The organism is Vibrio sp. J2-3(2022), from assembly GCF_021725735.1.
GTDB lineage: Bacteria > Pseudomonadota > Gammaproteobacteria > Enterobacterales > Vibrionaceae > Vibrio > Vibrio diabolicus.
In genome coordinates this window covers 259,735-274,130 of record NZ_JAKKCK010000004.1, presented here as the reverse complement: position 1 = coordinate 274,130, position 14,396 = coordinate 259,735, and the positions used below count along the sequence as shown (strand labels likewise).

Here is a 14,396-nt window from a genome sequence, read left to right as displayed (position 1 = left end):
AATGAACCTGCCATTTATTTTTCATAGTCAAACTATTGATGGTTTAGCTTTTAATCAAGAGCAAGTCACAGTCAGACTGAAAACCGAGACATTGGATTTTGATTCCGTTTATGTGCGTATTGAGCCGGACAATGAAGAATATCTGGTCGACATGGCTCAAATTGGAACAGCTGGGGAATTGTTACTATGGGAAGCCTCGTTCCGACCAAACCGAGATCGAGATGTCACACATTATGTGTTTAAGCTCCTCAAAGACGGACAACAATACTGGCTCGATGCGCGAGGTGTGCAAAAACGTATTCCACCCAAAGAGTTCCACTTTAAGTTGAATGTAAATCATCAACCACCAAGCTGGGTCCAAGAGCAAGTGTTCTATCAAATCTTTCCTGACCGTTTTTCTGCTAGTAAAAGTGAGTCTGATATTCGCCACGCTTATGCTCAGTATGATTCTGCATCGGTCGTCAAGGCTTGGGGAGACGCGGTAGGCTCTCACAAAAATACAGGAGCAAGAGAGTTTTTTGGCGGCGATCTCAAAGGTGTAGAGCAGAAGTTGGATTATCTTGAGCAGCTCGGTGTAACAGCGCTTTACTTCAATCCGATTTTTTCTTCACCAAGTAACCACAAATACGACACCACTGATTACTTCACTGTTGATCCTATGTTTGGCACCAATGCTCAGTTTGCGGAACTGTGTGAGAAGATTCGTGATAAGAATATGAAGATTGTCTTAGACGCGGTGTTTAACCACACGTCAGTCCATCATCCTTGGTTTGATATCCAACAAAAAGGAGAAGGGGCGTATAGCAACCCGCAGTCAAAGTTCCGCGATTACTACTTTTTTGAAGGCGAAACCAATCACTATATTGGTTGGAAGGGCATTGGTAACTTACCGGTTCTGAACTTCGAAAATGAACAAGTGCGTGACTATATCTATCAAAGCGAAGCATCTGTCATTAAGCACTGGCTTAAGCCACCATACTCAGTCGATGGTTGGCGATTTGATGTCATTCATATGCTTGGCGAAGGAGAGGGAGCGAAAAACAATGCTCATTATGTTGAAGCGTTTCGCCATGCGACGAAGTCAGTCAATCCGAATGCCTATGTGCTAGGTGAGCACTTTTTTGAAGCAACACAGTGGCTGCAAGGTGATCAAGAGGATGGGGCGATGAACTACTACGGTTTTGCTCATCCAGTTCGAGCTTTTATCGCGCAGCAAGATATTATGTATGAACCAATCAACATTGATGGTTTGGAGTTTAAAGCATGGTTGGACGAAGCCAGAGCAAAAATTCCATTTTCGAATCAGCTATCGCAGCTAAATCAACTCGATAGTCATGATACTGCTCGTTTTATCACACTGGTTGATGGTGATAAGCGTAAAATGAACATCGCACTTGCTCTTCTCATGACATACGTCGGTACACCTTGTATTTACTATGGGAGTGAAGTCGGACTAGAAGGAGGGCTGGACCCGGATAATCGTCGCTGTTTCCCTTGGAATGAAATCGAAAACTCAGCATGGCTGTTGATTTACAAGCAATGTATTTCGATACGTAAACAGTACAAGTCTTTACAGTCTGGTAGTATTCAATGGCTGCATTGCGATACCAACGAGCTGGCTTATGCGCGCGTACTTGGAAGTGAAGCGATCGTTGTTGTGATGAATCTAAGTGGCGATGAGTGTTCAATTGACTTGCCTCTGTGGCAACTTGGTTTGGAGGCTACCCATCTTTCGTCACTGCTTGATGGACGCGAACTTATTGATTATAAGGGTCATCTTTCTGTCAATATACCTGCACAGAGCTTCAAATTATGGCAACTGAAGTGACACTACATTCTATATTGATTAAACTTCTTTAATATATAAACAGTCTCCTACAATGCGCACACATTTGTTGGTTATCTGATTATCTGGCGATGCGCACTACGCATTGCCAGTTGATAAGACAGCGTAATCCCATTGTTTGATAAGAGACGATCTACCTTTCACATACATGGTACTCAATGGTTAACCAAAGGCGATTTAGTCTCTCATTTGTCATCTTTTTTCCCCTCGCATTATTTGTCGTGGTTTTGCTTGTTACGACAAAAAACTACTACGATGCGGTCAATCGCTATATTGATTCTGAGTATGCACGTATTGATCGTGCCATGTCCCGTGGTATTAAAGTCCTCACCGCCTTAGATTATAGTTTTACTAACTATACGAATTACGCTAACCCATTGTCTGAAGAGCACAATTCTTTAGTCAAAAAGGGGCTTTGTTATATTTGGCCGATAGACGTCTTGTTGCTAGAGAGTGTCTACAGTGAGGGGTTACCTGCGGTTGATCTTGATTACATGATTGTGGGCGATGAAAGCTTATGTCAGCAAGGTTCAACGATTAACCAATTAGCTGAACAAAAGGCGGGTTTTGCGCCGTCATTGTCTTTTCTGCACGATATTGAATCCCATATCGTTGGTATTCATTACATCGATAAACGTGGTTACGTCATTTCGTCTCCTGACACGTACGCGAAAAACTTCACTAGAGAGCTTTGGTCAACGCTAAAAGCGCGCCCATTTTGGCAAAAAACCGCACAAGATAAAGTGAACATCACCTTGGCCGGACCTGGGCCGATGTTGGATTCGATGGAAGGTCAAATCATTAGTATGACGGTGCCTGTTTACGAAAAAGGGAGGCATCAAGGTGTGCTGTCCATTGATTTTGATGTCAATGCGTTGATGGCTTCGTCGCAAGGTCTTGTTGGTAAGTTTCATTTGGTTTCCAATTTACAATCCATTCCTTCAAACAGTACACGTATCAAACCAGTCGAGTTAGAGCGATTGAGTGCGAATCACAGCATGTATTACGAGTACAACCTTTGGGATGAAGCTAAGAACCTAGCGGTGTTTGAAAAATACAGCCTTATTGTTGCGATCTCTATTTACGTTTTGAGCACAGTCGTATTGTTCTATGTGAATATGCATAGTGAGCGACGTTATTTTAAAGATCTCGCCGCCAGAGATCCGATGACGAGCTTGTTGAACCGTCGAGGAATGCAAACCGTGTGGCGCAATAAGATGACGAAAAAACAGGTTGCATTAGCAGTGTTCGATATTGATAACTTCAAGAAGATCAATGATACCTATGGTCATGATGTAGGCGACTCTGCGATTCAGCTAGTTGCAAAATGTATACGTGAAAATATTCGCCACACCGATGTCGCCTCAAGATTTGGTGGCGAAGAGTTCGTGTTGGCGATTTACGACGAAGACTCGGAAGGCATTAAGCTGATTCTAGAGCGGGTAAAAAAAGCCATAGACGAACGCTCGACACGCGTGACTAAAGAAGGTTTTACGATCTCTGGCGGTGTGGTGTTCAGTAAAGAGAACCGAGTGGAAAGCTTTGATGAGTTATTTAAAGCGGCAGATGAAAAGTTATATCAAGCCAAGAGTACAGGCAAAAATAAGATTTGCTACGAAGATCTAAGCGCTTAAAGGGCGAGCAGTTCGCCCTTTGCAATGCTCAGGTTTTATGCAACCTGAGAATTTAACTCATCACGATAACGTTGAATATGCTCAACAATCGGCGCGGCTTTGTTAAACGTTCGGATTTCTCTGAATAGATCTTTTGCTTCAGGATAGGCCTGACGTAAGTAAGAGAACCATTGTTTTACGCGGTTTGGATAGTACAAACCTTTGTCGCCTTTCATCTCAAACTTGGAGTAGTAGATCAGTAGCTCAACCACCTCGGGCCATGACATTGGCTGGTGGTTGTGTTTTACCATGTTGCCCAAGTTAGGGATATTGAAAGCGCCGCGGCACACCATCAAAGAGTCAACGCCAGTCGTTTCAATGCAACGTTGACCATCTTCATAATTCCAAATTTCGCCATTCGCAATAAGCGGAATATCAAAACGTTCGCGAATTTGGTTGATGTAATCCCATTTTATCTCAGACGCTTTGTAACCACCCTGCTTAGTCCGAGCGTGAACGGTGAGTTCATTTGCACCAGCAGATTGAATGGCATCAACAATTTCAAAGCAATCTTCAGGGTTTTCCCAGCCAAGACGAATTTTTGCAGTTACGGGGATTGCCTCTGGAACGGCTTCTCGACAAGCTTTTACCACACGGTGAATTAGCTCAGGATGCTGAAGTAGAGCAGCACCGCCCTTACTTTTATTGACCATTTTGGCTGGGCAACCAAAATTTATGTCGATGCCTCTGGCGCCTAGGCTCGCCGCTTTAATTGCGTTCTCAGCCATCCAGTTTGGTTCTTGTCCTAATAATTGCACATGTACTGGCACACCTGATGCGGTTTGAGAACCTTGCAACAGCTCCGGGCATAAACGGTGAAATACATGATCGGGCAATAACTGGTCGATGACTCGAACAAATTCCGTAACACATAGGTCATAGTCGTTTATCTCGGTCAGGATTTGGCGCATCAAATGATCTAAAACGCCTTCCATTGGGCCTAGTACAACTCGCATAGTTTGCCTAATACAGTTTGGTGATAAAAAGGAGGGCGATTGTAGCGATGTAAGCTAAGTTTGTCATTAAAAGACTCAAAGCACTCAATACAGTCAAACTCGCAACTCCCGGTTACGTGCTTTTATGCTCTGAGGTATAATGCCGCCAAATTTATGGGAAACCAGATGTCATGCAATACACATTGATTGAGAAAGGCGAAATTCACATCGATGAATCTTGCCTATTTATCGAAGGCGCAGTGCTCGCTGCGAATCTGACGACAAAACCACTCGCTCCTGAAAAGTGGTTAGAGCCGCTATTAGGTGAAGAATTCAAAGCGATTCAACCGGCAGTAGAAGAGCAAATTCACAAGCAGCACAACCGAATTCAACGAAACGAATATTCCGTGCTAGAGCTAACAGGCAAAGAACCTGAGCAACTTGCTGATTTTGCCGAAGGCTTTATGTCTGTTTGGCCAATGATTGAAGAACAATGGCAAGACGTTGAGCTCAATGATGGATTACAACGTATGCTACAAGCATTACTGACCACTTTGATGCTGGCTATCGATGAGTCGGCAACGCAGCAACAGATGCGCGACGCCGGTATTGAAACGCCTCCAGCTCTTGCAGACTTGGTCGACCAGCTTGATTTGATGGTTGGTGAAGTGGCGTTAGGCGCGGATGAGTTGATGGTAGGCAATAAGGCTCAAAGCCTAAACCCATTCAAAGGTATCGGGCGCAATGATCCTTGTCCTTGTGAGAGCGGCAAAAAGTTCAAGCAGTGTTGTGGTCAATCACGTGGTTGAGTTAACGTGGTTAAGTTAAATAGCCGCGATGTTTACTCAGTAAAAAGCCGACCATCTGGTCGGCTTTTTTCGTTATCATTTCTCTGAAGGATTAACGAATCGGATTAGTGCGTCTTGCTGGGAAGAATTGTGCGATCACAATTAATGCTAAAGCAATTAAATTGCCCGCGAAAATAACTACTAACCATTGTGGCATTGATAAATCGAGGAATTGCCAAACAATCTTCGAGCAATCGCCGTATGCTTCGAACATCCAAGGAGCCCACTGATTAAGCGGAGCCCAACTAGGGAATGTTACGAATAAATCACAAGTCGCGAATGGTGATGGGTTAAACTGATAATCAACGTGCTGCTGAGCAAGCAACAGTCCTTTGTAAGAGCTTAATCCCCAGCCAATCAAACCTAGCCAACGGAAAACTGGGTTATTTGGTGCCATAAGACCAACGATTGCAGCGACACCCACTCCCATCATCGCGACTCGTTCGTAGATACACATGACACATGGTGCAAGCATCATGACGTGCTGAAAATAGAGGGCACATGCTTCAAAGAAAACGACGAATAGCAGAAGCAGCAGCCACGATAAGCGTCCCTTCGAAAACTGGTTAAGTGAATTTAAAATAGTCACGTTTTTGTTCCTGTCTGAAATAGAAAAAGCTCTGAATACTCAGAGCTTTTTAACGTGGATAAGTTTCCTAATCAACTCAAATTTTAGTGACCGCCGGAGACTACGGGAGTTAGATCACCACTATGAGGTAAAATCCAGCCTGCATCGTAGAAAGAAGCCGTTGCAGGCTCTAGGAAGAACATAATGCCCATTAGACCGACAATCGCAAGAACGATGGTGTAAGGCAGCGCCATGATAACCATTCGACCGTAAGACAGACGAATTAATGGAGCGAGAGCCGAGGTGAGTAGGAATAGGAATGCCGCTTGACCGTTTGGCGTAGCAACAGATGGTAGGTTAGTACCAGTGTTGATAGCGACTGCCAGTAAGTCGAACTGCTCGCGAGTAATGAGACCTTCAATGAGTGCTGTTTTTACTTCATTTATGTAAACCGTACCGACGAATACGTTATCCGACACCATTGATAGTAAGCCATTCGCGACATAGAACAAAGCTAACTGAGTGCCTTTATCTTCAACGGCAAGCACCGCGTCGATAACTGGTTTAAACAACTCTTGGTCGATGATTACCGCAACGATCGAGAAAAATACCGCAAGTAGTGCAGTGAAAGGCAGAGCCTCTTCAAACGCTTTACCCATGGAATGCTCTTCAATGACGCCAGTGAAAGCCGTCGCTAAGATGATCACTGAAAGACCAATTAAGCCTACCGCCGCCAAGTGCAAGGCTAATGCCACGATCAACCAAACAGCAATAAGCCCTTGAACCCATAGCTTTGCAACGTCTTGATTGGTACGCGTTTTGCGCTCTTCATTGTCAAAGTCAACGAGGATTTGACGAACGTTGTTAGGAAGTTTTGCACCGTAGCCAAACACTTTAAGCTTTTCGACTAGAGCACAAGTGATGAGACCGCAGAAAAATACGGGTAGCGTCACTGGAGACATACGGATTAGGAATTCACCAAATAACCAACCCGCTTGGTCTGCAATAATTAAGTTCTGAGGTTCACCCACCATAGTGGTTACGCCACCTAACGCAGTACCTACACCAGCGTGCATCAACAATGAGCGTAAAAAGGCGCGGTAATTTTCTAAGTCATCACGCGTTAGCTCAGTGATCGTGTCATCTTGTGTGTGGTCATGGTCACCAATCGGGTTACCTGACGCCACTTTGTGGTAGATAGAGTAGAAACCGATCGCCACACTGATAACAACGGCGATAACCGTCAAAGCATCCAAAAACGCAGATAAAAATGCAGCGGCAAAGCAAAACGCAAGTGATAGGAGGGTTTTGGAGCGAATACCAAGTAAAATTTTGGTAAAAATGAACAGCAATAAATGCTTCATGAAGTAGATGCCCGCAACCATAAATACCAGAAGCAGTAATACTTCAATATTTGCCACCAACTCGTGCTTAACTTGCGCAGGGCTAGTCATGCCGATAGCGATGGCTTCAATAGCAAGTAAACCACCAGGTTGTAATGGGTAGCATTTTAATGCCATTGCAAGCGTGAAAATAAATTCAGCAACCAGCAACCACCCAGCAACAAATGGGTTTATTAGGAAGAATACAATCGGGTTAATTATTAAGAAGGCTATAATGGCAACTTTGTACCAATCAGGCGCTTTACCAAGAAAGTTCTTGATAAAAGCGTTTCCGAGCGATATCGGCATGATAATTCTCTTTATAACAAAATTATGAATAGACACTACAATAGTGCTTAAGTATCTGTTTGTTAGACTTATTAACTAGTCTTTTAAAACAATAACTTAGTAAAACAACAATCCTTTGTTTATTGCAGTCTTGCCAAGTTACTTCCCCTGAACTCAAGCACCGCTCACTTTCGACCGCAAACTCTACACTCAGGCATTTATTAGTCAATAACAAAACGTGATGCTACCGACTAAAATGACTTTTTAAATGTAATAACGCGATCAAAACGGCGTTACTATATCATGAAAGGCTCAAAAAAATCCTCTTGGATTTTAAATGACGGTCAGTGACGAGAAAAGGCAAATTAAGAAAGAATATTAACTGTGATATACAAAGTAATTTTTCATATTTTGAATATAAAATTGTGACGCAGTAGTCTTTATTTCTCCGCAATTTGTGAGCTGTTTAATTAAACGAAAATTAAGATTTTACCGCTTTCACTCGCACGTCAGACCGTCCTAGATTGACATAACATATAGAGTATTAACTCTATATTGTGGAATCGTTTCAATTATTGATCGTAAATTTTCTCAAACCGTTAAGTAGTGGTATGATGAGTAGTATCGACCCTCAGAAATCAATATTGGATAAAAAGTAGAATGGTCATAAAGGCGAAAAGCCCTGCGGGATTCGCAGAAAAATATATTATCGAGAGCATTTGGAACGGCCGTTTTCCTCCTGGCTCTATTTTACCTGCTGAACGCGAGCTGTCTGAGCTAATTGGTGTTACTCGAACGACTTTACGAGAGGTTCTTCAACGACTAGCCCGTGATGGTTGGTTAACAATCCAACACGGTAAACCAACGAAGGTAAACCAATTTATGGAGACCTCTGGTCTGCATATTTTGGATACGTTGATGACGTTGGATGTAGATAACGCAACAAACATTGTAGAAGATTTGCTTGCAGCACGTACCAACATCAGCCCTATCTTTATGCGTTATGCATTTAAAGCAAATAAAGAGAACTCTGAGCGCACGATCAAGAATGTAATTGAATCTTGTGAAGCTTTAATGAATGCTGCTTCTTGGGACGATTTCATCGCTTCTTCACCTTATGCTGAGAAAGTCTTACAGAACGTGAAAGAAGACAACGAGAAAGATGAAGCGAAGCGTCAAGAAATCTTGATTGCTAAAACGTTCAACTTTTACGACTACATGTTGTTCCAACGCCTAGCATTCCATTCAGGGAATCAGATTTACGGTTTGATTTTTAATGGCTTGAAGAAGCTCTATGATCGCGTTGGTAGCTATTACTTCTCAAACCCAGCTTCTCGTGAGCTAGCGCTGAAGTTTTACCATCAGTTGCTAGAAACTTGTGAAAGTGGTCAGCGTGAACAACTGCCAGTTGTGATTCGTCACTATGGTATGGAAAGCGCGCTAATCTGGAACGAGATGAAAAAGCAATTACCAACGAACTTCACAGAAGATGACAGCTAAGCGCTGAGAAGTTAGATGAATGAAAAACCGCAGAACCTAAGGTCTGCGGTTTTTTTGTTTTTACCTATAGATACCAGTTACGTTCCTGTTGTGACAATTGGCACGGCATTGTATAGAGCTTATCTTGCTACAGAGAGTTTGGGCAACGGTAGATACAATGCTTCAACGATGTCTGAAAGAACGTGGTCGTAAGTATTGAAGATGGTCAACGATAAGTCTGATGTGACTCCATAAAGCTCTGCTTCTGTTAAATCGACATGACTTCCTGTCACATAGTTATTTAATGTCTGTATTGAGCGTGTGGAAGCAGGAGAAACGATACTAAGCGGAGCGATAACTGCTAATTGATTTAGCTTACGTGTCATAACCGATGCGTAATTTGTGAAACGCTCATTTCCGCCTTGCTCTCCTAAATCTTGAATGCTGATTCGTAACTGAGTCAGGGTCTCCAAGCTATCCATAATGTTTTGCCAGTTCATGTGGTACTCATTATGTAGATCATCTCGTTGTTCTACCGCTAACCAAGCAATCGTGACTTCATCCATCAAGAACAAGCAATGACGAATTAACTTACCATGCTCCATCTGGTTTCTTGCAACACTATGGTCATTCCATTGTTCAAGTAGTTTCCCTACTTTAATCTGTAATACGCGATACATGGGTTTGTTTTCAAACCGTGAGGTTTCGACTAAAAGATGCAGCTTGTTAGTCAGAGCATCATGAAGAGCGTCCAATTTTTGTTGATCGTTTTGTTGGAACTGAAGCGAGTAGTGAGTAGCAGCTCGGTGGTGTCTCAGCAGATGAACAACATCTCGCAACAATGTTAACAGCTGATATTTGCGCGCATGTTGCTGCTCTCGTTTAGAAGATAAGTGATATATTCCGGCTAAAATGGCGATGGACAATAGTGTGGAAATCAAAACAAACATAACCCACTCCTTGTTAGTGTTTGGACCTAACAAGGAAGATTGCAGTTTTGATGCCACTAATTAACTTCCATTAAAACAGTAAGTTAGACTTATGATGGGAAAGGTGCTGTACAAGTTTGGTGCGCAAACTCCCCAAAAGTGTGAATTCAGTCAAAAAAAGTCCCCGCTGAACTGGCGAGGACTTTTTAAATTTGATCGTAAAGCTACAACTTACATTACGCGCATGCCAGGTTGAGCGCCTTCGTGTGGCTCAAGGATCCACAGGTCGCTACCACCAGGGCCAGCGGCTAGGATCATGCCTTCTGACATACCAAACTTCATCTTACGAGGTTTTAGGTTTGCTACCATTACCGTTAGTTTGCCTTCTAGCTCTTCAGGTTTGTACGCTGACTTGATGCCAGAGAACACTTGACGAGTTTCACCACCGATGTCCAGTTGGAACTTAAGCAGTTTGTTTGCTTTTGGCACTTCTTCACAAGAGATGATACGAGCGATACGCATATCTACTGCTGCAAAAGCGTCGAACTCAATCTCTTCAGCGATTGGCTCTTTGTCTAGCTCAGTTTGGCTAGCCTTGTTCTTTTCCGCTTCTGCTTTCTCTTTCGCCGCCATTTCTGCCGCCGCATCTTCTTTAGATGCTTCGATCATCGCTTCAACATTCTTCGGATCGATACGGTTGAACAGTGCTTTGAACTTAGTGATCTCGTGGCCTGTTAGTGGCGCAGCGATGTTTTCCCAAGTCAGCTCTTGGTTTAGGAATGCTTCAGTACGTGCAGCTAGCGCAGGCATTACTGGTTTCAGGTAAGTCATCAGTACACGGAACAGGTTGATACCGACAGAACAGATGTCTTGTAGCTCCTGATCTTTGCCTTCTTCTTTTGCTACAACCCACGGTGCTTTTTCATCAATGTATTGGTTAGCTTTGTCTGCCAATGCCGTGATTTCACGGATTGCACGACCAAATTCACGTGTTTCGTAAAGCTCAGCAATACGGTCAGCCGCAGCAAAAAATTCGTTGTAAAGCTCAGGCTCTGCAAAGTTGTCAGACAGTTTGCCTTCAAAACGTTTTGCGATGAAGCCTGCGTTACGCGATGCTAGGTTAACGATCTTGTTAACAACGTCAGCGTTTACACGCTGAGTGAAGTCTTCAAGGTTAAGATCTAGATCGTCGATACGGCTGTTTAGCTTCGCCGCGTAGTAGTAACGTAGACATTCAGGGTCTAGGTGCTCTAGGTAAGTGCTTGCTTTTACGAAAGTACCTTTAGACTTCGACATTTTCGCGCCGTTTACGGTTACGTAACCGTGTACGAATACGTTGTTAGGCTTGCGGAAGCCAGAACCTTCTAGCATTGCTGGCCAAAATAGGCTGTGGAAGTAAACGATGTCTTTACCGATGAAGTGGTACAGCTCTGCTGAGCTGTCTTTTTTCCAGTACTCGTCGAAATCTAGGTCGTCGCGCTTGTCACATAGGTTTTTGAAAGAGCCCATGTAGCCGATAGGTGCGTCTAGCCATACGTAGAAGAATTTGTTCTTCTCTCCTGGGATTTCGAAGCCAAAGTATGGCGCATCACGTGAGATATCCCATTGCTGCAAACCAGATTCGAACCATTCTTGCATCTTGTTCGCGGTTTCAGCTTGTAGCGAGCCAGAGCGAGTCCACTCTTTTAGCATGCTTTCAAACTGAGGCAGGTCGAAGAAGAAGTGCTCAGAATCTTTCATTACTGGCGTCGCACCAGAAACCGCAGATTTAGGATTGATCAGTTCTGTTGGGCTGTAAGTCTCGCCACAGTTGTCACAGTTGTCACCGTACTGGTCTTCTGACTTACATTTTGGACACGTACCTTTTACGAAACGGTCCGGTAAGAACATCTCTTTTTCTGGGTCGAACAGCTGAGAGATAGTGCGGCTAGAGATAAAGCCGTTTTTCTTCAGCTCAAGATAAATGTGTGACGCTAGCTCACGGTTCTCATCTGAGTGTGTGCTGTGGTAGTTATCAAAGCTGATATCAAAGCCAGCAAAGTCTTTCTGGTGCTCTTCGCTAACTGCGGCAATCATTTCTTCAGGAGTAATACCCATCTGTTGCGCTTTAAGCATGATTGGCGTGCCGTGAGCATCGTCAGCACAGATGAAGTTTACAGTGTTGCCGCGTAGGCGTTGGTAACGAACCCAAATGTCCGCTTGGATATGCTCAAGCATATGACCAAGGTGGATCGAACCGTTAGCGTACGGAAGGGCACAAGTTACCAGCATTTTCCTTGACGGAAAGTTTCTTGGATCGTTTGCCATACTTAATATTCGCTTTTCTTGATAGGTATAAATAAATTTTGATGGATAATACTACCCCATGAACTCACTAACTCCAAGGTGTCAAACTGCGGAATGCCTTAGTTTTTTTGGGGTTCTGGTTGAGGCAGGACGGTGTTAGCATGACATCTAAAAGGAGGACTTATGCATCAGTTCACTTCAAAACAAGATTTTTGTCACTGGTTTAACCAATTCCAGCATCCACAGTTGGTGGAAAATTGGGCAGATATTCATGGCGCAATTTCGATTACGGCACAAGGTTCTGTTGAGATAACGTTACCATTCGCAAGTAATGAGCTTCAAACCATATTGCATGACTGGATTAAACAGCAACAAACCGCAGATAAAGTGCCTGAATTCCCATTCAATATTCGCCTTGGAGTTAAAGCATTAGAAACTCAAGTGGCCAATCCGGTTAAAGGTGTTAAGAACATCATTGCCGTTAGTTCTGCGAAAGGTGGGGTCGGTAAATCAACGACTGCGGTTAACTTAGCGTTGGCGATTGCTCAATCTGGGGCGAAAGTGGGATTGTTGGATGCGGATATCTATGGCCCGTCTGTACCTATGATGTTGGGGCAAGAAGATGCAAAACCAGAAGTTCGTGATGGCAAGTGGATGGAGCCCATTTTCGCTCACGGCATCTATACTCACTCTATCGGCTATTTAGTGGACAAATCAGAAGCGGCAATATGGCGCGGTCCAATGGCTTCAAAAGCGTTGTCGCAGTTATTAACGGAAACAGACTGGCCCGATTTAGATTATTTGGTGATTGATATGCCGCCAGGTACGGGTGATATACAGTTGACGTTGTCACAACAGATTCCGGTGACAGGTAGTGTGTTAGTCACGACACCGCAAGACTTGGTGCTTGCCGATGCAAGAAAGGGAGCGGCAATGTTTAACAAAGTCCATGTCCCGGTTATCGGTGTTGTGGAAAACATGAGTTATCACATTTGTAGTCAATGTGGCGCGAAAGAGCATATTTTTGGCATGGGTGGTGCAGAAAAAATGTCGCAAGAGTTTGGCTTAGCACTGCTAGGACAAATTCCGCTTCATATCTCTATGCGAGAAGATATTGACGCTGGCGTGCCAACAGTAGCAAGGCGCCCAGAAAGTGAGCATGCAGGGTATTACAAGCAGCTTGCCGATCGCGTATGTAGCACGATGTTTTGGCAAGGCAAAGCAAAACCAGATGCGATTAGCTTTACAATGGTGAACTAAGTTTACTATGCCTATTGGTTGATAATTGCACATTTTAACGTTTGCTCGGAGGTTAATCCTCTGAGCAGGCAGAAACTTATGACTAAACCCTAATTCCAGCTAGTAACTATGGGGTGAACTCCCTATAATCAGGCAGTTTATCTTTTTATGTGACTAGAAATCATCATCGGGTGCAAACTAATGTCTGATAATAATCAATGCGTCATCGTAGGTATTGCTGGCGCTTCTGCTTCTGGAAAAAGTCTGATCGCGAGCACTATTTATAATGAGCTTCGCGCGAAAGTAGGCGATCATCAAATCGGTGTCATCACGGAAGATTGCTACTACAACGACCAAAGCCACCTAAGCATGGAAGAGCGAGTAAAGACGAACTACGATCACCCGAGTGCGTTGGACCACGACCTACTGTGTGAGCACCTTGAAAAATTGGTACGTGGTGAAGCAGTAGAAGTACCTGAGTACAGCTACACTGAACACACAAGAACAAGTAACACGACTACAATGACGCCTAAAAAGGTGATCATTCTAGAAGGTATCCTTCTTCTTACTGACCCTCGTCTTCGTGATTTGATGCACGCGACAGTATTTATGGATACACCGTTAGATATTTGCTTGCTTCGTCGTGTTAAGCGTGACGTGGAAGAACGAGGCCGAACTATGGAATCAGTTCTCAAGCAGTACCAACAAACAGTACGTCCGATGTTCATGCAGTTTATCGAACCTTCTAAGCAATATGCGGACATTATTGTTCCTCGCGGTGGTAAAAACCGTATCGCAATCGATGTATTAAAAGCTCACATTGCAAGACTTTTGAAAGCTTAAGCCTTTAGACGGCTATATCGCTTTATTTTTAAGAGAAGAAGTGGCACCTTAAGTGCCACTTCTTTTTTTGTTTTTAAATT

The 14,396-nt window shown here is 43.6% G+C and carries 11 protein-coding genes; 6 read left to right on the top strand and 5 right to left on the bottom strand.

Features of this window, described 5'->3' with window-relative positions; all coding sequences use genetic code 11:
- The first annotated feature begins 1 nt into the window (after window position 1).
- Window positions 2–1,828: a maltodextrin glucosidase gene (gene malZ / locus L3V27_RS16350; protein WP_237312344.1), complete on the top strand. Its 1,827-nt coding sequence runs from the start codon at window positions 2–4 to the stop codon at window positions 1,826–1,828.
- Window positions 1,829–2,004: 176 nt separating this feature from the next.
- Window positions 2,005–3,480 carry a GGDEF domain-containing protein gene (locus L3V27_RS16345; RefSeq protein ID WP_237312343.1) on the top strand — a complete coding sequence of 492 codons (1,476 nt, stop codon included), beginning with the start codon at window positions 2,005–2,007 and terminating at the stop codon, window positions 3,478–3,480.
- Between the two features lie 35 nt (window positions 3,481–3,515).
- Here the strand turns inward: L3V27_RS16345 and dusC are convergent, their stop codons facing one another.
- Window positions 3,516–4,475 carry a tRNA dihydrouridine(16) synthase DusC gene (gene dusC, locus L3V27_RS16340; protein ID WP_006742820.1) on the bottom strand — a complete coding sequence of 320 codons (960 nt, stop codon included), beginning with the start codon at window positions 4,473–4,475 and terminating at the stop codon, window positions 3,516–3,518.
- Between the two features lie 170 nt (window positions 4,476–4,645).
- Between dusC and L3V27_RS16335 the strand changes: the two genes are divergently transcribed.
- On the top strand, window positions 4,646–5,263 hold the full coding sequence (locus L3V27_RS16335; RefSeq protein ID WP_237312342.1) for an SEC-C metal-binding domain-containing protein: 618 nt from the start codon (window positions 4,646–4,648) through the stop codon (window positions 5,261–5,263).
- 91 nt (window positions 5,264–5,354) lie between these two features.
- On the opposite strand, the gene dsbB is transcribed toward L3V27_RS16335, so the two are convergent.
- Entirely contained in the window at window positions 5,355–5,891 is a 537-nt protein-coding gene (gene dsbB / locus L3V27_RS16330) for a disulfide bond formation protein DsbB (protein ID WP_085343546.1), read from the bottom strand.
- Window positions 5,892–5,974: 83 nt separating this feature from the next.
- Window positions 5,975–7,561 carry a Na(+)/H(+) antiporter NhaB gene (nhaB, locus tag L3V27_RS16325; protein ID WP_005396952.1) on the bottom strand — a complete coding sequence of 529 codons (1,587 nt, stop codon included), beginning with the start codon at window positions 7,559–7,561 and terminating at the stop codon, window positions 5,975–5,977.
- Window positions 7,562–8,200: 639 nt separating this feature from the next.
- Here nhaB and fadR point away from each other — a divergent pair.
- The gene (gene fadR / locus L3V27_RS16320) at window positions 8,201–9,040 is read left to right on the top strand and encodes a fatty acid metabolism transcriptional regulator FadR (RefSeq protein ID WP_005396954.1); all 840 of its coding nucleotides are present in this window, start codon (window positions 8,201–8,203) and stop codon (window positions 9,038–9,040) included.
- A 119-nt stretch (window positions 9,041–9,159) separates the two neighbouring features.
- On the opposite strand, the gene L3V27_RS16315 is transcribed toward fadR, so the two are convergent.
- Together L3V27_RS16315 and metG are read right to left on the bottom strand one after the other, a co-directional pair.
- Window positions 9,160–9,969 (bottom strand): hypothetical protein, encoded by an 810-nt coding sequence (locus L3V27_RS16315; RefSeq protein WP_237312341.1) that lies wholly within the window; start codon window positions 9,967–9,969, stop codon window positions 9,160–9,162.
- Between the two features lie 210 nt (window positions 9,970–10,179).
- Window positions 10,180–12,255 carry a methionine--tRNA ligase gene (metG, locus tag L3V27_RS16310; RefSeq protein WP_237312340.1) on the bottom strand — a complete coding sequence of 692 codons (2,076 nt, stop codon included), beginning with the start codon at window positions 12,253–12,255 and terminating at the stop codon, window positions 10,180–10,182.
- 162 nt (window positions 12,256–12,417) lie between these two features.
- Between metG and apbC the strand changes: the two genes are divergently transcribed.
- Complete coding sequence (gene apbC, locus L3V27_RS16305; RefSeq protein WP_237312339.1) at window positions 12,418–13,494, top strand: iron-sulfur cluster carrier protein ApbC; 1,077 nt, start codon at window positions 12,418–12,420, stop codon at window positions 13,492–13,494.
- A gap of 180 nt (window positions 13,495–13,674) precedes the next feature.
- Window positions 13,675–14,316, top strand: coding sequence for a uridine kinase (udk, locus tag L3V27_RS16300; RefSeq protein WP_005396962.1), 642 nt, complete (start codon window positions 13,675–13,677; stop codon window positions 14,314–14,316).
- Window positions 14,317–14,396: the final 80 nt, after the last annotated feature.

Excerpts from the sequence above, each read along its gene's own strand:
- L3V27_RS16335 (WP_237312342.1), top strand. The coding sequence starts at position 4,646 with ATGCAATACACATTGATTGAGAAAGGCGAAATTCACATCGATGAATCT.
- fadR (WP_005396954.1), top strand. The coding sequence starts at position 8,201 with ATGGTCATAAAGGCGAAAAGCCCTGCGGGATTCGCAGAAAAATATATT.
- L3V27_RS16345 (WP_237312343.1), top strand. The coding sequence starts at position 2,005 with ATGGTTAACCAAAGGCGATTTAGTCTCTCATTTGTCATCTTTTTTCCC.
- dusC (WP_006742820.1), bottom strand. The coding sequence starts at position 4,475 with ATGCGAGTTGTACTAGGCCCAATGGAAGGCGTTTTAGATCATTTGATG.
- malZ (WP_237312344.1), top strand. The coding sequence starts at position 2 with ATGAACCTGCCATTTATTTTTCATAGTCAAACTATTGATGGTTTAGCT.
- udk (WP_005396962.1), top strand. The coding sequence starts at position 13,675 with ATGTCTGATAATAATCAATGCGTCATCGTAGGTATTGCTGGCGCTTCT.
- L3V27_RS16315 (WP_237312341.1), bottom strand. The coding sequence starts at position 9,969 with ATGTTTGTTTTGATTTCCACACTATTGTCCATCGCCATTTTAGCCGGA.
- nhaB (WP_005396952.1), bottom strand. The coding sequence starts at position 7,561 with ATGCCGATATCGCTCGGAAACGCTTTTATCAAGAACTTTCTTGGTAAA.
- apbC (WP_237312339.1), top strand. The coding sequence starts at position 12,418 with ATGCATCAGTTCACTTCAAAACAAGATTTTTGTCACTGGTTTAACCAA.
- metG (WP_237312340.1), bottom strand. The coding sequence starts at position 12,255 with ATGGCAAACGATCCAAGAAACTTTCCGTCAAGGAAAATGCTGGTAACT.